Genomic DNA, 18,205 nt, shown 5'->3' with positions numbered 1-18,205 from the left:
TTTTTAATATAGAAAATATTATACCAAAAAAGAAATTATATGAATGAAGAGATAAACTACTATAAAAATAAATCAATTTTTATAAGTGCTACAAATACAGATGTTGGTAAAACTTATGCATGCGAAAAGTTTCTAAGATACTTTGCAAGTAAAGGTTTTAAAGTTGGTTATTTTAAACCTTGTGAAACTGGTGTTATTGATTTACCTATTGATGGTTCTAAGATGTTAACATTAACAAAAGAGCTAAATCCAGATTTTAATGTATCTATAAATGATGTAGTACCTTATCAATTTAAACTTCCAGCAGCTCCTTATGTTGCAAAAGAAGAAACTACAATATCTTTACCTTATTTAAAACAGAAAAAAGAATACCTATCCTCTTTATGTGACATTTTAATAATTGAAGGGGCTGGAGGTCTTATGGTACCTTTAGAAGAAGACTTATTTATTATTGATTTAATAAAAGAATTTAAAAGTGAAGCTATTTTAATAACTCCTTCTAAACTAGGATGTATTAATGACACCCTACTTTCTATTGAAGCTTTAAAAAATAGAAATATAGATTTTGAATTTTTTATCAATTTATATGAAGATAAAGATAGTTTTGAAAAAGTATCAAAACCTTTTTTACAAAAGTACTTTAAAAAGCTATCATTTTTAGATGAATTGCAGATAGTTTAAATTTCATTAAATTTTTTGCAAATTTATCAAATATGAGTAAATTTGCAAAAGAATTTGCAAATTTGCAAATTTATATTATTTTTTATCCTTAATTTTTCAAGCCATTTCATATCATTTTGACTATATTTTACTACTGCTTTAAGTTTATTTCTCCTAATTTAAGGGCTTTCTTAGAGTTTTTTGAATCTAAGCTTAAGTTAAAACACTATTTTTTTTTACATAAAAACAATTCATTTTAAATGATGTATAACTTTCACATCAGTTTTATTCTATATACTTATAGAGTTACAAACAGTGATTAAAAAGCACAAATTAACAAAAGAAAGGTAGATAAAAAATGACTTCTGCAATAGATTTATCAAAATTAACAGCAAACGATGATTTAACACCGGTTCTTGGTGGATACTGGCCTGGTATTCAAATTTATTACCCACCAATTAAATTCAATCCACTTGATGGTACGTACGAGAGTATGGAGCAAGCTAAATTAAGATTACAAAAACATGCTTATAAAACAAAAGCACATACAGTATTATTCGATTTAGAAGATGGTTGTAGACAAAAAGCTATGTCTAGAGAATTATTAATTCAAGAACTTCCAAAGTTTCCTGAAAGAACTTTCCAAATTGCCGTGAGAATAAATCCATTCAGAACAGATGAGTATGAAGAAGATTTAAAAATGTTAAAACAAATTCATAAATATATTGATGTAATTGTTTTAGCAAAAGCTGGAGAAGTTTACGGATCTGCTGAAATTAGAGATTTATCTTCTTGGTTAGTATCTATTGGATCAAATTTAACAATTCAACCAATTATTGAACATCCAAAATCACTTCAAATAGCTGATAGATTAATGGATCATTCAACTGTTAAACATGTTGTTTTTGGTATCCATGATTTCTCTAAAGCAATGGCTTATAAAATCACACCAGAAGGTTGGATTAATGAGTTAGAAACATTCTTTAATATGCTTACAATGGAAGCTAGAGTTAAAGGTGCTGGAGTTATTGGTGGAGTTGAAGTTATGTTAACACCACACTCTCTACCTGATCATTGTGTTGAGAAAAAAGACATTAGAAGATGGTTAGATTTACATGGTGATGATGCTTCAAGACATGTTTATGCACATGCACAAAGAGAAAACGCGATGGGATTAACTGGTAAACAAGTTATTACTCCAAATCATATTAACGTATGTAAAGTTGCATTTACTCCAAGTCCTAAAGAACTTGAACATGATATTACTGTATTAAAATTAGCTATTGAAACTGATGCTTTATTAAGTGGAGCAATTAGATATAAAGGTGAAATGTTAGATCCACCAATGTTTGGTAAAGCTCTACAAAATATTTTAAGAGCATATGCACTTAGAAGTTTAAATAAAGAAGATGAGATATTTGCATTATCGGTATTAAATAGAATGCCTATACATACATTTAAAGAAAACTGGCCATACGGTCAAATTTAATAAGGAGTTATAACAATGAGTTCAAATGTAAAAATTGAAGTACCAGAATACTTAAATATTGGTGTTGCTTGTACATCTAAGCATGTAGGAACAGCTAAAGAAAATAGTACTGCTATGATCATAGAAGATGATAAATTAGGTACAGATGAAATATCATATAAACAATTAGCTGAAAAATCTGATCAAATTTGTAACTTTCTTACAGGAATTGGTCTTGAAGCTAGAGATAGAGTTTTAGTTTGTTTAAAAAACTCTTTAGCATATCCTATTTCATTTTTTGGAGCTATTAAAGCAGGTATTATTGCAGTTCCAACTTCAACTTTATTATCAGGTTCAGAAGTTAAGTATTTAGCTGAAGATTCACAAGCAAGTGCTATTGTATTATCAGCAACTATGTATGATAACTTATTACCTTACTTAGAAAACCATGATAATTTAAAAACAATTATTGTTGCAGGAATTGATTCAACTGAAGGGTTAAATATTCCTAAAGATATGAAAGTTTACTCTTTAACTGAAATATTAAATACTGCAGATAAAAAAGCAAATCATTATAAATCAAAATCTGGAGAACCTGCTTATTTAGTATATACATCAGGAACTACAGGTTACCCAAAGGGTGTTTTACATTCACATAGATCATTAGTTGGAAGAACACCTGCTACTGAATATTGGTTTGATTTTAAAGAAGATGATAGAATCATGCATTCTGGTAAATTTAACTGGACATATGTATTAGGTTCAGCACTTATGGATCCATTATTTAACGGTCACACTGTTATTGCCTATGAAGGTGCTAATGATGCGGGAACTTGGGTTGAATTAATTAAAAAACATAAATGTACAATCTTTATAGGCGTTCCTACAATTTACAGACAAATTATTCAAAAAACAGAATTTACAGCTGAAGATTGTCCATCATTAAGATATTGTATGTCTGCTGGTGAGCATTTATCTGATGAAATGATTGCATTATGGAGAGATAGATTTAAGCAAGATATTTTTGAAGCAATTGGAATGAGTGAATGTTCTTATTATATTTCACACTCTAAAAACAATCCAATTAGACCAGGAAGTGCTGGATTTGTGCAACCTGGACATACTGTAAAATTACTTAACCCTGACACACTAGAAGAAGTGCCAGATGGTGAAGAAGGTATGATTTCTATTGGTGAAGATGATCCAGGATTATTCTTAGAATACTGGCAATTAGAAGATGAAACTAGAGAAGCTAGACATAATGGCTACTTCTTTACAGGTGATTATGCTAAAAGAGATGAAGATGGCTATATCTGGTTCATTGGTAGAAAAGATGATATTATTAATACATTCGGATTTAGAGTATCTCCACATGAAATTGAAAGAGTTGTAAAAACTCATGATTTAGTAGCTGATTGTGTTGCTTTTGGTTTAGAAATTGGAAAAGATAAAGTAATTGTTGCAATTGCTGTAATTGGACATGAAGAATTATCAGCAGAACAAGAAGCAGAAGTATTAGCATTTTCTCAAGCTAATCTTGCAAAATATAAAGCACCTAAAACAATTTTTGGAATGAAAGATTATCCAAGAACAAAAAATGGAAAAGTTTTAAGAAAACAATTAGTTAAAAACTTACATGATATTTACCATGCAAAAGAAAGTGGTGAAGAAATCAAAGAATATAAAGCCAGAAGATCTATGTTATTTGTTCCTTCTTATAATAGACATAATGTTGAAAAAGCAAGAAGTGTATTAGCTGATAGTGTTATTTTTGATTTAGAAGCTATTCTTTCAGAACAAAGAGACGTTGCTAGGAACACAATAAAAGATGTTTATAAAGAAAGTGGTTCTAAATTTGGAGATTCTGAAAGAATTTTAAGAATTAATAACTTAGGAAGCGAAGATATTGCAAAAGATTTAGAACTTGCTCGAGATATTGAAATTGATGGTTTATTATTCTCTAAAATTGAAACTGGAGCTCAGGTATTAGAGGCAGTTAAATTAATTGAAGAAGTAAATCCAGATTTAACTTTAATGATTATGATTGAAACTCCATTATCAGTTTTAAATATTCAAGAAATCTGTGCAGCATCTACTAAAGTAGAAGTTGTTGTTGTTGGTTCAAATAAACTTGCTAGTAGACTTCAAATTGATATCAAAAAAGGTTCTAAAGCAATGTTTAACTATTTATCGCAAATTGCACTAGCTGCAAAAGCGTATGGACAAACTGTTATTGATGGTCCTCACTTTGATATTCATGATGAATTTGCTTGTGAAGATTCAACAAAAGATGCATTTAACTTAGGATTCGATGGAAAATCATTAGTTCACCCAATTCAAATTGAATATATTAATGATATCTTTACTCCAAAACAAGTTGAAGTTGAAGATTATGAGAAAATGATTAGTAAATATGAAGAAGCTAAAAAAGAAGGTAAAGAAGTAATTTATCACAATGATAGATTAGTTGATGGTTCTAGAATTAAATGGGCTAAAAAAATGATCACATTATATGAAACATATAAATCATTAGGTCAAAACCTATTTAATAAATAAGGAGATTATATTGTCTAAAATTAACCCTAAAATCAACGTGGGAAATTTTTTCGAAGATTTTTCAATTGGTCAAAAAATAGTTCACCCACTTCCACGAACAATTAGCGAAGGTGATGTATCTTTATACATCGCTTTCACTGGTTCTAGATTTGCACTTAACTCATCAGATTTAGTTGCACAAGAAATGGGCTATGATAAAAGACCAGTTGATGATACATTAATGTTCCATTTAACATTTGGTAAATCTGTTCAAGATATATCTTTAAATGCAATTGCTAACTTAGGTTACGCAGAGATGTCATTCCCTAATCCTACTTATGTAGGAGATACGGTATCTATGACTTCTACTGTAATTGGATTAAAAGAAAACTCAAGTGGAAAAAGTGGAGTTGTTTATGTACACTCTATTGGAGTAAATCAAGATAATAAAGAAGTATTAAACTTTAAAAGATGGGTTATGGTTCATAAAAAAGATAAGGAGACAACTTCTGGTATTAATGAAGTTCCAACTTTTCTTAAAACGACACCTATTGCTGATGTTATTAATCTTCCAGAGATTAAGTGTGTTAACACAGATTCTACTGGTGGGAAATACTTTTTTGAAGACTATGAAGCAGGAGAGAGATTAAATCACCCTGAAGGTATTACAGTTGATAATAGTGACCATACTCTTGCAACTAAGTTATACCAAAATAATGCAAAAGTACATTTTAATGATCACATGATGAAAAGTACACCAATGGGTCAAAGACTTATGTATGGTGGTATTGTTATTTCAATGGCACGTGCTTTATCATTTAATGGTTTTCAAAATGCACAATGGATTTATGCAATAAATAGTGGTGCACATGCAAACCCTACTTATGCAGGTGATACAATATATGCATATACTGAAGTTTTAGAAACAATTGATCATAAAAGAGAAGATATTGGATTATTAAGATTAAAAACAGTTGCTATTACTAATCAAAAATCTGATGAAATTTCAAATGCAAAAGATGAAAATGGAAAGTACTTAAAAAATGTAGTACTTGATTTAGACTATACTGTTGTTATTCCTAAGAGAAAAACAGTAAAATAGTAAAAGAGTGAAGGCAATAAATTGCCTTCTTTAGGATTTTACTTCTTTTAGTGGGAATTCACTTCCTACGTTAAGAAGAACTATATAAATTAAATTTAACAAAAGGAAAATATTATGACACACCCTAATGAAGCACTATTTGGTTCTGGAGATAATTTACCAATTATCCCATCTTGTGAGCACTTTGCAGGTAGCGAAAAGCTAATCCTAAAAGGTTTCCAAATGCAAGAAAAGCTTGGACCTGTTTTTGATATTACTTGTGATTGTGAAGATGGAGCTGAAACTGGTAAAGAAGTTGAGCATGCTGAAATGATCGTAAGAGTAGTAAACTCTGAAGCTAATAAATATGCGATGGCTGGTACTCGAATCCATGATTTTGATCATCCAGATTGGAGACAAGATATTGATATTTTAGTACCTGGTGCTGGTGAAAAATTAGCATATATTACTATTCCAAAATCAACTTCATATGAAGATGCAAAAACTCAAGTTGAATATATTCAAGCAGCAGCTAAAAAAGCTAATATTTCAAGAGAAATTCCAATTCACGTTTTAATTGAAACTCACGGTGCATTACAAGATGTAGAAAAAACTGCAACTTTACCATGGGTACAAGTTTTAGACTTTGGGTTAATGGACTTTGTATCTGGTTACCAAGGTGCTATTCCAGCTTCAAATATGAGATCTCCAGGTCAATTTGATCATAGATTAATTGCTGCTGCAAAAGCTAAAGTTGTTCAAGCAGCTTTACAAAACCATATTATTCCTTGTCACAATGTTACACTTGATTTAAAAAACCCATACCAAACTTATAAAGATGCTGAAAAAGCAAGAAATGAGTTCGGATTCTTAAGAATGTGGTCTATTTATCCAACACAAGTACAAGCTATTGTTGATGCAATGAAACCAGACTTTACAGAATTAGAAGCTGCACAAAATATTTTAATTGCAGCACAAGATGCTGAGTGGGGACCAATCCAATATGATGGTGAGTTACACGATAGAGCAACTTACAGATATTTCTGGGAATTAGTTCAAAGAGCAAACTTCTCTGGAACAAAACTACAAGATATAGTAAAAGAAAGATTCTTTTCTTAACATCTTTAGCAACTTAAGACTTTAGGTCTTAAGTTGACCTATTTAAGCTATTTTCAAAACAAATTTCAAAATTTCTCAAAACTATATTTATAAGGTGTTAAAACATAACACTTTTTAAAATAATTTCCATGTATTCTAATAAAAAAGAATCCTTTCATTAGTGCATTGGTATAATATTAAAATTTCAAAGCAAAAAGGAAAAAAATGAGCGTAATAAAAGAACAAGATATTATAGATAGCATTGCAGATGCCTGTCAATATATTTCATATTTTCACCCTGAAGATTTTGTAAAATCAATAGTTGAAGCTTATGAAAACGAGCAATCAGAAGCAGCAAAAAATGCATTAGGTCAAATTTTAATTAACTCTAAAATGTGTGCTTTAGGTCATAGACCTTTATGTCAAGATACAGGAAGCGTTAACATTTTTGTTAAAGTTGGGTTAAAAGCTAATTTAGAAATAACAAAAGAATTAGTAGATGTATTAAATGAAGGTGTTGCCAAAGGTTATACTAATCCTGATAATACTTTAAGATACTCTGTTGTTTCAGATCCAGCAGGTACAAGAACAAATACAAAAGATAATACTCCTGCTGTTATTCATGTAAGTGTTAATAATTCTGATGAAATAGATATTACAGTTGCTGCAAAAGGTGGAGGAAGTGAAAATAAATCTAAATTTGCAGTATTAAATCCATCTGATAGTGTATATGATTGGGTTATGGCAAATGTTAGAGAAATGGGTGCTGGTTGGTGTCCTCCTGGTATTTTAGGTATTGGTATTGGTGGAAATCCTGAAAAATCTATGCTTTTAGCAAAAGAATCTTTAATGGATCATGTTGATATTCATGAACTTCAAGAAAGAGGTCCTAAAAATGCTTTAGAAGAATTAAGATTAAGACTTTATACAGATATAAATAAAATTGGAATTGGAGCTCAAGGACTTGGTGGTTTAACAACTGTAGTTGATGTTAAAATTTTAGATTATCCATGTCATGCTGCATCACTTCCAGTTGCTATGATTCCAAACTGTGCTGCTACTAGACATATTCACTTTAAATTAAAAGCTGGAGAAGGTGTAGCTAAATTTAAAAAACCAGATTTAGATTTATGGCCAGATATTGAATTACCATTAGATTCAATAAAAAAAGTAAATATTGCAGATTTAACAAAAGAAAATTTATCTCAATTTAAATCAGGTGATACTTTATTATTAACTGGAAAAATTTTAACAGCAAGAGATGCTGCTCATAAAAAAATCGTTGAGTATAAAAATGCTGGTAAGCCACTTCCAAATGGTGTTGATTTAAAAGATAGATTTATTTACTATGTTGGACCAGTTGATCCAGTTAGAGACGAAAAAGTAGGACCTGCGGGACCAACTACTTCTACAAGAATGGATAAATTTACTAAAGATATGATGGAAATTGGAATCATGGGTATGATTGGTAAGGCTGAAAGAAAACAACCTACAATTGATTTAATTAAAGAGTACAAATCTATGTATTTAATTGCAACTGGTGGAGCTGCATATTTAATTTCTCAATCAATCAAAGATTCAAAAGTACTTGCATTTGAAGAAATGGGAATGGAAGCTATTTATGAGTTTGATGTAGTTGATATGCCTGTTACAGTTGCTGTTGATACAGAAGGTGTTTCAATACATACTACGGGTCCTGCAAAATGGAGAACTATCTAATTATAAAGGCTTAGGCCTTTATAATTAAACTCTACATTCCTCTTTTTAGTAAACCTCTCCTAAAAAAAATCTTATACGAAAAAACTAGCTTTAATATTTGACTTCTAGCATTAGAAATTATGATATATTCTTTTTTATATAAATATAAAATAAATAATATATACAGGATAATAGATGTTATTAGATGATTTAAAAGATTATTTAGGCTTTGCAGTTGCAGGAAACTTTGCAAATCACTTAGGTGAAGCTGGAGAAGCAGATGAATTTGATGTAATTAAAACTGATGAAAAAGATGCTCCAAAAGGGATGTTTCCTTTTTATATAAAAGATCATAATAGTTTTTTAGGGACCTATCCTATTTGTGATGAAACTATATTAACGCATGGAAGAGAAGCTGAAAAGCTTCAAGTAGAAGCCGAAGTTGCTTTAATTTGTGATTTTGTATATGAAGATGGGAAGTTTATAGATATTATTCCAAAATACTTTTCAGCTTTTAATGACTGTTCAATTAGAATTCAAGATGGAAATAAATTAAGCACTAAGAAAAATTGGGGAAAGAATACAAAAGGTATTTCTCAAGAACTTATTGAAATAGATAATTTTACAGAAGATGGAATTTTAAGTAAATATCATATTGCCTCATTTATAAAAAGAAATGGAATTGTACATGATTATGGAATGACATCCTCTGTAAAATCATATAGCTACTTTTTTAATCAATTAAAAGAGTGGATGATTAATAAATTAAATACACAAGAAGATTGTGGTCCATTAGAAGAATTAACACAATTTACAAAAAATGCAAAAGATGCAAAAGGTATTTTAATAGCCGCAGGAGCTACAGCCTATGCTGAATTTGGAAAAACTAATTATTTACAAAAAGGTGATGAAATCTTTGTTTATGTTTATGATGCACACTTTCACTCATTTGATGATATGTATAATGATATGTGTGGAATGGATACTTTTTTAAGTAAATGTTCAAAATTACATCAAGTAGTTCAATAAATCATCAAAAGTACAAATATAAGATTTTTCTTATATTTGTACTTTTTACCTACCTTAATTAATATTCAATCAAATTATTTCTATTATAAACTACTAATTTTGATACAATATATAAGTTATTAACTAATTAATCTAATTATAAGAATTTTACAATATAATCACGAAAATTATTCAAAGGACTTTATATGTTAAAAGAATTCAAAGAATTCCTTATTAAAGGAAATATGGTAGATATGGCAGTAGGATTTATTTTTGGTGCTGCTTTTGCTACATTAATTAAATCACTAGTTGCAAATGTTATTATGCCACCAGTTGGTATGTTATTAGGAAATGTAGATTTCTCTCAATTATTTGTTGCACTTGATGGTAAAACTTATGAGACAATGGCTAAGTTAACTGAAGCAGGAGCACCTGCTATTAAAATTGGTTTATTTATGAATGATACAATTTCATTTGTAATCTTAGGATTTGTAATGTTTATGTTTATTAAATCTTACAATAAAATGCAAAAGAAAGAGGAAGAAGTTCCAGCAGAACCAACTACAAAAGTTTGTGGTGATTGTGCTATGGAAATTCCAATTGCAGCTAAAAAATGTGCTCACTGTGGGAACACAGAAGTATAAAAATTAATTAAAAGGCTTTATGCCTTTTAATACTTAAATTTCCTAAAGCTTATAAGTCTACTAAAGCTTTAAAAGTAGCTCCACATCTACCAACATTTTCAATATTAACATGAAATCTCTCAGTTAATCTACCCTCTTCTAAATATTGTTGCTTAATCTCTAAAATTACAGGCGTTGTAACCCCTGGAATATCTACAGTACTATAATATTCACATAAAAGTGCACTTTGAGACGAAGTAATTCTTGGAGGGAAACTCTCTAGAACTTCACTTACATCAATATCAAATTTTTCTATTTCACTTTCATCTTTACCTAAAGGAATTGCACACTTTTGAACTAATGACGCATTATCTTTATTTGCAAAACAAATAGTTGCTTTTTTATTCTTTAAAATATTAGCAAGTGAATCTTTTGGAGTTCCATCTTCTTTTTGTCCAATTGCAACAATAACTAAAGCAGGATTAGTTGAGATTGGTACAAAATATGAAAAAGGAGCTGCATTTAATACACCTTCATCTTCAGTAACAATCCAAGCAATCGGTCTTGGAATAACAGTATCCGACATTATTTTGTATCTATTTAAATCATTAATATCTTTATAGTCTAAAATCATTAATTTCCTTTTTGTTTATTTTGTAGTGCTATATTTTAAATTCTTGCTCTACTTCTTTTGCTATTAAATCACCTTTTAATGTTAGATGACCCTCAGTAAGAAACTCTTCACTTTTTAATTTTTTAAGAAGTTTTTTGCCTTCTTTTAATGTAAAAAGTTGAGTATTTTCCAAAGTTGATACTACATCCATTAATGTTTCATCATCTTTTTTCTTTAATATTGCAAGTAATAATATTTTTTCGTTTATATCCATTTTAATATCCTAGTATAGTAATAGGCAAAAATAATAAAACCTAGGCCTAATAGAATAGTAATTATAGCAAGCGAACTTAAACTTGCCATTAATCCGATAAACAAGGTAGTTAGAATACACGAAATCATAAAAAACATATCATTATATGATATAACTCGACCTAAATATTTTTCTTCACATTTATCTTGTAATAATGCATAAGTAAATGACCAAAGTACTGTTGTAAAAAGTCCTACGAAAAATAAAGAGATAAGTGAAATGTAAAAATTAAATTGTGTTAATCCCCATATCATTATCATTATTCCTTGAAGACATAATAAATAATGCAAGTTATTTTTATTAACATATTTTGAGATTAGAAATGGCCCTATCATTAATGCTACTGCTCTTGTAGCATTTGATATGCCAATTGCTAAAGGCACAGATATAACATACTTATATTCACTTTTAGCAAGCAATGTAACTAAAGTATCAAAAGATGTTAAACCAACACTTGCATGTAAAAATATCAAATGCATAATAATTTTATTCTCTTTTATATATAAGAAGCCATCTTTAATTAAAGTAAATATTTTATCTTGAACAATACTTGCCTTTACAACAAAGTCTATTCTATAAAAGGCGATAAAAGCTACAAGAAAAAATAAAGAATCAACTATAAAAGCAGCTTTTATACCTATATAATTTACAATTAATGCACTAACTGCCATTCCAGCTGCATAACAAAAGGACCAAATAATAGAGTGTATTTCATTTGCTTTTTGTAAGGCCTCACCTTTTAGAAGTTTTGCTAAAAGCGACATTTCTGTTGAGAAGAATATCGAAGCAGCACTCATTCTAATAAATATAAATATCATTAAAAGCCATATTTGACTTTCGTTTTCTATTGTTAAAAAAAGTAAGGTCATTATAAATTCAACAACTAATAAAGAAAGCATCAAAGGTTTGATTTTAAATCTATCTATAATAGCTCCTGAAAAAGGAGCCATTAGAACAGCTGGTAAAAAATGCATAGCAGTAACTGTTGCAATTGCTAATTCAGAAGAACCAAAATCTACAAGCATTGTATAAATTGCAACATTTGAAAACCATGCTCCAAAATATGCAATAAATTGAACTAGTGATAAATCACGAATTATTTTATGTTTAGCAAATAACTTACGATAATTCAATTTCTATTAAAACCTCTTGGAACATTGCAGAAAATGATTCTTCATCAGCTTTATTTGGTGTTAAATAGTTTGTTTTCTTATTTCCTGTGTAAAAAAATGCACACTCTTCTTTAATATCTTCGCTAATTTTAACAGTAAATATGGCTTCCCCATAAGGTGAAGTGATTTTTACATTATCTTCAGTAGAAAAACCACTTGAAGGATGTAAATACACATGATTATCAATTGTAAATTGAGAATTTAAAGAGTTTTTACTCTTCCCTGTAATTAAATAAAAGTTTGAAGAAGTTTTATTTTTATATAAAGGTTCAATATCTAACTCTTCAATAAATTCAAATGTTTCAAAATCTTCATGAACTACTATTGTATTTTTATAATAATCAATAATTTCATCTTCTGATTTCATTGCTTTAAAGCCAAATCTTTCTATTAAATATGTTGCTAATTCATATTCACTTACAGTATTTTCAAGTGAAGGTTCAACTATTTCTGAGATTGCTTTATATTCATGTCCATAAGATAGCCTTACATCTCTTTTAGAAAGAAAAGATGAAGAAGGTATAACTAAGTTAGCATATTCACAAGTATCATTATAAGTAGTCGTAAAACAAACTACAAAGCTGTTTTTTAAACCTTCAATTACACTTTTAGTGTTTGGTGCAGAAACTACAGGATTTCCACCTTGTATAAATACTAAATCATAAGAAGAAAAATCAACTTCAGCTACTGAAACTTTTTTATTTTTTCCTTCAATTTTTAACTGATTTTCATAACCATGTGAAGAATCACTTAAGTACCAAACACCACCTGAATCTTTTTTATGAACACCCAAGTATGCAGCAAAAGAATCTATACATCTCATTATTTGTGCACCTTCAAAATACTTTTGAACACCAAGTCCTACAACTATTGAAACTTTTTTATTTTCAACTAATTCTAAAAGCTCATTAACTTGTGATAATGGCACTCCTGTAGTTGCTTCATAAGAAACTACAGGTCTATTTCTAGTAATATCAAAGAACCAATCAGAACCTTCTGTATGTTCTTCTAAAAACTCTTCATCTTCCATATCTTGCATATGTGTAAATCGTGTTAATAATAATGCTAATTCATAATCTGTTTTAGGATTAATCTGCATATGAATTTTAGATTTTTTTGCAATATCTGTTTTTATAGGATCAATAGTAATAAATGTTTTATCTTTTACAAGATTGTACATATGTGAAGAAGTTACTGAAAAGTTTCGTCCCCAAACAATAATAATATCTGAGTTAATAAGTTTTTCAATTGGTGGATTAATTACAGCTTGTCTTCCTTGCTCAATCCCTAATCCACCTCCACCGTCACATAAACTTCCTTTTGTTAAAACAGATCCATATTGAGTAAAGAAGTTTTTTGTTGAGTTTTGCATAACTCCTAGATTTCCACTACCTGTATAAAATAAAGTTTTTGAAGGCTCAGTATTTTCTAATTTTTCACTTAATATTTTTAAAGACTCATCTAAAGAAATTTCACTCTTATCAAAAATTGCACTCTTTAAATAATCCTGTTTTAATAACTGCGCAAAATTTACACATAACTTTCCATTAGTCACTACATTATTTTTTGTGCCTTTAACATTACCCTCAATCACTTCTGCTTGACAAGCATCGTAACAGTCCATAGGACATGCTACTTTTTTATTTGAATTCAATTTTCACCAATCTTGAAAAAGTTTTTACATTAGGGACTAAAAGCTCTACTTTATATGAAGATATATTTTGGCTATCAGCAATATTAAAAATTTTATTTATTTTTACATCACTTTTTGAACCATCAAGATAAACAGTTTTATCTTTTAATTTTTCAGCTTCTAAAATAGGTACAAAAATTTCTAGCTTTGCTTTTGATAAATCTTTTGATTCATAAAGTAAAGTTCCAGGACTAACATAATCTCCTTCTTTAACTGAAATCATCGAAATATAATTTGATTTTTCAATTAATTTTTTATTTTTAATAGTATCTTTTAAATTCTCGATCTTTATAATCATGTCAGCTTTTGAGGACTTAAGATTTATAACTTTTAATTTTTGAGTATCTTTTTCAAAGGCAGATTTAGAAGAAACTTTTTTTAATCTATTATAATTATTCGTTTCAATAGTAATCATCTCATCAATAAATTTTAATTTACTTCGAGATTGTTGTAAATCCATTTGATTAACTGTAGAATCTAATTCTACAATAGTTGAATTATTTGCATTAAAACCTTCTATATCAGTATTTGAGAAAATTACTTTTCCTGCAACGGCTGCTTTAACTTTGTAACTTTCAATTGGCTCCAATTTTGCATAATACTCTGCTGCAAAGACTGCGTTGAATAATATAAAACATAATATCAATATTTTCATCTAATTTATCCTTATAACTTTAATTCTTTTATTTTTATTATGATATCTTTTTTTAGTAATTTGATATCATTTTTTTCTTCTAATTTGAAAATTAATTTATCTAAAGAAGAATCTATGTTTATGTAAACGGCTAAAACCTTCAATAATTCATCTTTATTTTTTAACTTCTTTATTTTCTTTAATAAAGCTGTATCAGAAGATTTATTTTTATTCTTATATTTTATAACATAGTAATATAAACCTAATATTAATATTCCTACAATAAGACCTAAGCAAAAGAATATCACCCTATCTTTAGTAGAGTTTTTCTCTATTATTTTTACCACTTCTTTTTCTTTGATTTTAACTTCAGGTTTTTGTATTAATTCTACTTGTTTTACTATCTTATCTTCTAAAACTTCAATATTAATTTCATCACTTTGTTTTAAAACAACTTTTTCTAACTCTTTATCAAAATACTCTAAATTTATCTTTGGGATGGTCATTGATTTATTTGGAATAATTGAAAATACTTTAGTATATGTTCCTTTATACTTATTATCTGCATACTTTGCAATTATAACTGGTTTGTTTTCATAAATTGTGGCATCTTTTAAATCAAGTTTTATATCACTAATATCATCAATATTACCATATCCATTAATCTCTAGCTTATAAGATATCGCTTCTCCTTGATTGATTTTTACTTTATCAACTTGTGTTTTAATATCAAATTTTCCGATTAAATTTATATTTGAAGGTAAATCTTTAACATTAAACTCTAATCCATTTGAATAAATTTTTACATTTGAGGTAGGATTTGAAAAGAAAGAAAATGACTTATTAGCTTCAATTATTTGTGCATTTATTTTTAATGGATTTATTTTTAAAGTACCACTTTTAAGAGGAAATAATAAAAAATTTAATTCTTGTATAACAAATTCGCCTTCTTGATATTGTTTTGAATTATCCAATTGCTTATACCAGAAATTATCAAAACTAGGTTTTTCAAAAGATAAATCAACTATATTTGCATTCTTTTTATATTTAAAAAACAGAGTTAATATAAAGTTCTCATTTACATATAGCTCATTTGTATTAGCTTTTAAAGATAATTCAAAATTTGATGAAATAGTTTTTTCTGGATTTTTTAATACTATATTTTGTTTTTTTGAGAAATAATCCTTTCCATCTACTACAAATTTTAAAGCAGGAAATATAAAATCTTTTGTAGGATATAAAGAATAGACTTTTTTAATTTTTTTTATAATTTGACTATTTATTATATTTGTTGACGTTGAACTTGATACTTCCTGAACAGCATAAGAATCTATAGTTTTCAAATTAGGAAAAGAAATATTATTTCCAGTAATCTCAACAGAAAAGTATAAAGCTTCACCTCGTACAACATCTTTTGGAATACTAAGTTGTACATTTGCAAACAGTGATAATAAAAAAATAGTTGATAAAATAAAATACTTAATTAAAAACATGGCTAAAAATTTAATGTTCCTTCTATTGCAAAATTAGCTTTTGAATCAAGTTCTGCATGGGATAATACGGCAACTTGTAATCCAAATTTTTCATAAATTTCTGATATTCTTTTTCTTAAAACAGGGTCTACAACCATGGTTACTTTTGAAAAACCTTTAACTTCAATTTCATCTAATAACTCTTTTGTTTTAGTAACTAAATTGTTAATCTCTGCAATTGAAAGCATTAATTGAGAAACTCCGTGTTGCTCTTGGAGTTTACCAATAAACTGCTGTTCTAACTCAGGCTTGATTGTAATAATATGTAAAACACCATCCGTATCTTTGAACTTTTCAGTGATTAATCTAAATAGTTTAGATCTAACATGTTCAAGTAAAATATCAGGAGCTTTTGTAAACTCTGCAATATCTGCAATGGCTTCAATAATTGTAAGCATATCAACAATAGGGATTTTTTCATGTAATAAATCTTTTGATACTTTTAATAAAGCACCATAAGAAGTTACTTTCATAGCTTCTTCTATTACAATAGGGAAATCTTTTTTAAGTCTGTCAATAATATCAACAATATCTTGTCTTGTAATAATATCTTCAGCATGTTTTTTTATTATTTCAGAAATATGTGTTGAAATAATTGTAGGAGCATCAACAACAGTAAAGCCTTTCATTAATGCTTCTTCTTTTAATTCTGGTTTAATCCATGTAGCTTCCAAATTAAATACAGGTTCTTTTACTTTTAAACCTTGAAGCTTTTCATTTCCTAAACCACCCATTGCAAGAAGTTTCTCAATTTCAACTTTCCCACTAACTAGGGGTATTCTTTTTAAGAATAATCGATATTCATTTGGAGCTAATGTTGCATCATCTGAAATTCTAATTTGTGGAATTACAAATCCTAATTCTGTTGCAATAGTTTTTCTAATAGCTTTAATTTTATCAAGTAATTCTGAATTTCCTTGTACTAATTGTAATAATCTAATACCTAATTTTAATTCTAAAACTTCAAGTTTCATTATAGTTTCAATAGATTGTTCTTCATTTGGAACTGCTGCTTTTTTCTTTCTATCTTTAAGAGTATCTATATTATCATCAACTTTTGCTTTTGCAGTTTCTGGTTTAAAAAACCTAGTAATTGCATTATCTTTTTGCTCATTAATCATTCCAATTGTATAACCAATAAATACTAATAATAAGCCCATTACAACTAAAATTCCAGTAGGAAACCCTGGTATTAATGAAAATAATACCATGCCAATTCCAACTAAAATTAAGGACTTACTATCTTTAACTAATTGGTTAATAGATTGATCAGCAAATTTTTCTTCATCCATATTAGATCTGGTAATAATAATAGCCGTTGCAGTTGATAAAATAAGTGCTGGAAGTTGTGCAACTAATCCATCACCAATTGTTAAAATCGTATATATCTCACCACTTTCAGCTACTGTCATATCATGTTGAAATAATCCTATAAGTAATCCACCAATTAAGTTTACTAAAGTAATGATAATACCAGCAACAGCATCACCTTTTACAAACTTTGAAGACCCATCCATTGCTCCATAAAAGTTTGCTTCCGAGATTAACTCTTTTCTTCTTTGCTGTGCTTGTTTGTCATCAATAAAACCAGCATTTAAATCTGCATCGATAGCCATTTGCTTTCCAGGCATTGAATCAAGTGTAAATCTTGCAGTTACCTCAGCAACTCTCGTTGCACCCTTTGTTACAACCATAAAGTTTATAAGTACAAGGATAATAAATATGATTACACCAATAACCATATTCCCACCAACAACAAAATCCCCAAAAGCAGAAATTATCGAACTTACAGCCTCTGGACCATTATGTCCTTCACTTAAAATAGATCTAGTAGTTGCTATATTTAGGGATAGTCTAAAAAGTGCTAAAATTAATATTATTGTAGGGAACGTAGTTAAGTCTGCAGGCTTTTGTATATATAAAGAAATAAGTAAAATAAGTAAAGACAAAGACAAAGAGATTATTAGAAAAAAATCTAAAATCCCTTTTGATAATGGAACAATAATAATCGTTAATATTGATACAAATATTGCAACAACAAATAAATCTTTACTAAATATCTTTCTTATGTTCATGT

At 28.4% G+C, this 18,205-nt stretch carries 15 protein-coding genes; 8 read left to right on the top strand and 7 right to left on the bottom strand.

The annotated features are described in order from the left end of the window. The first annotated feature begins 39 nt into the window (after positions 1-39). From bioD to mscL, 8 genes are all read left to right on the top strand, one after another. A complete protein-coding gene (gene bioD, locus KO488_RS12300; RefSeq protein WP_216059110.1) occupies positions 40-681 on the top strand; it encodes a dethiobiotin synthase in 642 nt (213 codons plus the stop codon). A 337-nt stretch (positions 682-1,018) separates the two neighbouring features. Beyond that, positions 1,019-2,149 carry an HpcH/HpaI aldolase/citrate lyase family protein gene (locus KO488_RS12295; protein WP_216059109.1) on the top strand — a complete coding sequence of 377 codons (1,131 nt, stop codon included), beginning with the start codon at positions 1,019-1,021 and terminating at the stop codon, positions 2,147-2,149. A gap of 15 nt (positions 2,150-2,164) precedes the next feature. Beyond that, complete coding sequence (locus KO488_RS12290; protein ID WP_216059108.1) at positions 2,165-4,684, top strand: aldolase/citrate lyase family protein; 2,520 nt, start codon at positions 2,165-2,167, stop codon at positions 4,682-4,684. Positions 4,685-4,694: 10 nt separating this feature from the next. Continuing rightward, on the top strand, positions 4,695-5,765 hold the full coding sequence (locus tag KO488_RS12285) for a MaoC family dehydratase (RefSeq protein ID WP_216059107.1): 1,071 nt from the start codon (positions 4,695-4,697) through the stop codon (positions 5,763-5,765). Positions 5,766-5,879: 114 nt separating this feature from the next. Beyond that, on the top strand, positions 5,880-6,863 hold the full coding sequence (locus tag KO488_RS12280; RefSeq protein WP_216059106.1) for an HpcH/HpaI aldolase/citrate lyase family protein: 984 nt from the start codon (positions 5,880-5,882) through the stop codon (positions 6,861-6,863). Between the two features lie 204 nt (positions 6,864-7,067). Next, positions 7,068-8,561 carry a fumarate hydratase gene (locus KO488_RS12275; protein WP_216059105.1) on the top strand — a complete coding sequence of 498 codons (1,494 nt, stop codon included), beginning with the start codon at positions 7,068-7,070 and terminating at the stop codon, positions 8,559-8,561. Between the two features lie 174 nt (positions 8,562-8,735). Further along, complete coding sequence (locus KO488_RS12270) at positions 8,736-9,569, top strand: DUF5718 family protein (RefSeq protein ID WP_216059104.1); 834 nt, start codon at positions 8,736-8,738, stop codon at positions 9,567-9,569. 185 nt (positions 9,570-9,754) lie between these two features. Beyond that, entirely contained in the window at positions 9,755-10,192 is a 438-nt protein-coding gene (gene mscL / locus KO488_RS12265; protein WP_216059103.1) for a large conductance mechanosensitive channel protein MscL, read from the top strand. A 49-nt stretch (positions 10,193-10,241) separates the two neighbouring features. Here mscL and KO488_RS12260 read toward each other — a convergent pair whose 3' ends face one another. Genes KO488_RS12260 through flhA form a run of 7 tightly spaced genes read right to left on the bottom strand, consistent with a single transcriptional unit; the run spans position 10,242 to position 18,203 of the window. After that, positions 10,242-10,805, bottom strand: a complete 564-nt coding sequence (locus KO488_RS12260; protein ID WP_216059102.1) for a flavin reductase family protein — start codon at positions 10,803-10,805, stop codon at positions 10,242-10,244. A gap of 28 nt (positions 10,806-10,833) precedes the next feature. After that, the gene (locus tag KO488_RS12255) at positions 10,834-11,058 is read right to left on the bottom strand and encodes a hypothetical protein (RefSeq protein ID WP_216059101.1); all 225 of its coding nucleotides are present in this window, start codon (positions 11,056-11,058) and stop codon (positions 10,834-10,836) included. Continuing rightward, positions 11,049-12,230 carry an MFS transporter gene (locus KO488_RS12250; RefSeq protein WP_216059100.1) on the bottom strand — a complete coding sequence of 394 codons (1,182 nt, stop codon included), beginning with the start codon at positions 12,228-12,230 and terminating at the stop codon, positions 11,049-11,051. The genes KO488_RS12255 and KO488_RS12250 overlap by 10 nt, the downstream gene beginning before the upstream one ends. Beyond that, positions 12,217-13,923, bottom strand: coding sequence for a molybdopterin-dependent oxidoreductase (locus KO488_RS12245; RefSeq protein WP_216059099.1), 1,707 nt, complete (start codon positions 13,921-13,923; stop codon positions 12,217-12,219). Before KO488_RS12245 ends, KO488_RS12250 begins: the two co-directional genes overlap by 14 nt. Next, complete coding sequence (locus tag KO488_RS12240) at positions 13,910-14,617, bottom strand: HlyD family secretion protein (protein ID WP_216059098.1); 708 nt, start codon at positions 14,615-14,617, stop codon at positions 13,910-13,912. Before KO488_RS12240 ends, KO488_RS12245 begins: the two co-directional genes overlap by 14 nt. An 11-nt stretch (positions 14,618-14,628) precedes the next feature. Further along, entirely contained in the window at positions 14,629-16,089 is a 1,461-nt protein-coding gene (locus KO488_RS12235) for a BatD family protein (RefSeq protein ID WP_216059097.1), read from the bottom strand. A gap of 2 nt (positions 16,090-16,091) precedes the next feature. Beyond that, a complete protein-coding gene (flhA, locus tag KO488_RS12230) occupies positions 16,092-18,203 on the bottom strand; it encodes a flagellar biosynthesis protein FlhA (RefSeq protein ID WP_216059096.1) in 2,112 nt (703 codons plus the stop codon). Positions 18,204-18,205 lie beyond the last annotated feature (2 nt).

Source organism: Poseidonibacter lekithochrous (assembly GCF_018861145.1).
GTDB classification, from domain to species: Bacteria; Campylobacterota; Campylobacteria; order Campylobacterales; family Arcobacteraceae; genus Poseidonibacter; species Poseidonibacter lekithochrous_A.
This window is presented reverse-complemented; position numbering and strand designations above follow the sequence as displayed.

Bases quoted from the DNA above. Each gene is read 5' to 3' on its own strand.
- bioD (WP_216059110.1), top strand. From the start codon at position 40: ATGAATGAAGAGATAAACTACTATAAAAATAAATCAATTTTTATAAGT.
- KO488_RS12295 (WP_216059109.1), top strand. From the start codon at position 1,019: ATGACTTCTGCAATAGATTTATCAAAATTAACAGCAAACGATGATTTA.
- KO488_RS12290 (WP_216059108.1), top strand. From the start codon at position 2,165: ATGAGTTCAAATGTAAAAATTGAAGTACCAGAATACTTAAATATTGGT.
- KO488_RS12280 (WP_216059106.1), top strand. From the start codon at position 5,880: ATGACACACCCTAATGAAGCACTATTTGGTTCTGGAGATAATTTACCA.
- KO488_RS12275 (WP_216059105.1), top strand. From the start codon at position 7,068: ATGAGCGTAATAAAAGAACAAGATATTATAGATAGCATTGCAGATGCC.
- KO488_RS12270 (WP_216059104.1), top strand. From the start codon at position 8,736: ATGTTATTAGATGATTTAAAAGATTATTTAGGCTTTGCAGTTGCAGGA.
- mscL (WP_216059103.1), top strand. From the start codon at position 9,755: ATGTTAAAAGAATTCAAAGAATTCCTTATTAAAGGAAATATGGTAGAT.
- KO488_RS12260 (WP_216059102.1), bottom strand. From the start codon at position 10,805: ATGATTTTAGACTATAAAGATATTAATGATTTAAATAGATACAAAATA.
- KO488_RS12255 (WP_216059101.1), bottom strand. From the start codon at position 11,058: ATGGATATAAACGAAAAAATATTATTACTTGCAATATTAAAGAAAAAA.
- KO488_RS12240 (WP_216059098.1), bottom strand. From the start codon at position 14,617: ATGAAAATATTGATATTATGTTTTATATTATTCAACGCAGTCTTTGCA.
- KO488_RS12235 (WP_216059097.1), bottom strand. From the start codon at position 16,089: ATGTTTTTAATTAAGTATTTTATTTTATCAACTATTTTTTTATTATCA.
- flhA (WP_216059096.1), bottom strand. From the start codon at position 18,203: ATGAACATAAGAAAGATATTTAGTAAAGATTTATTTGTTGTTGCAATA.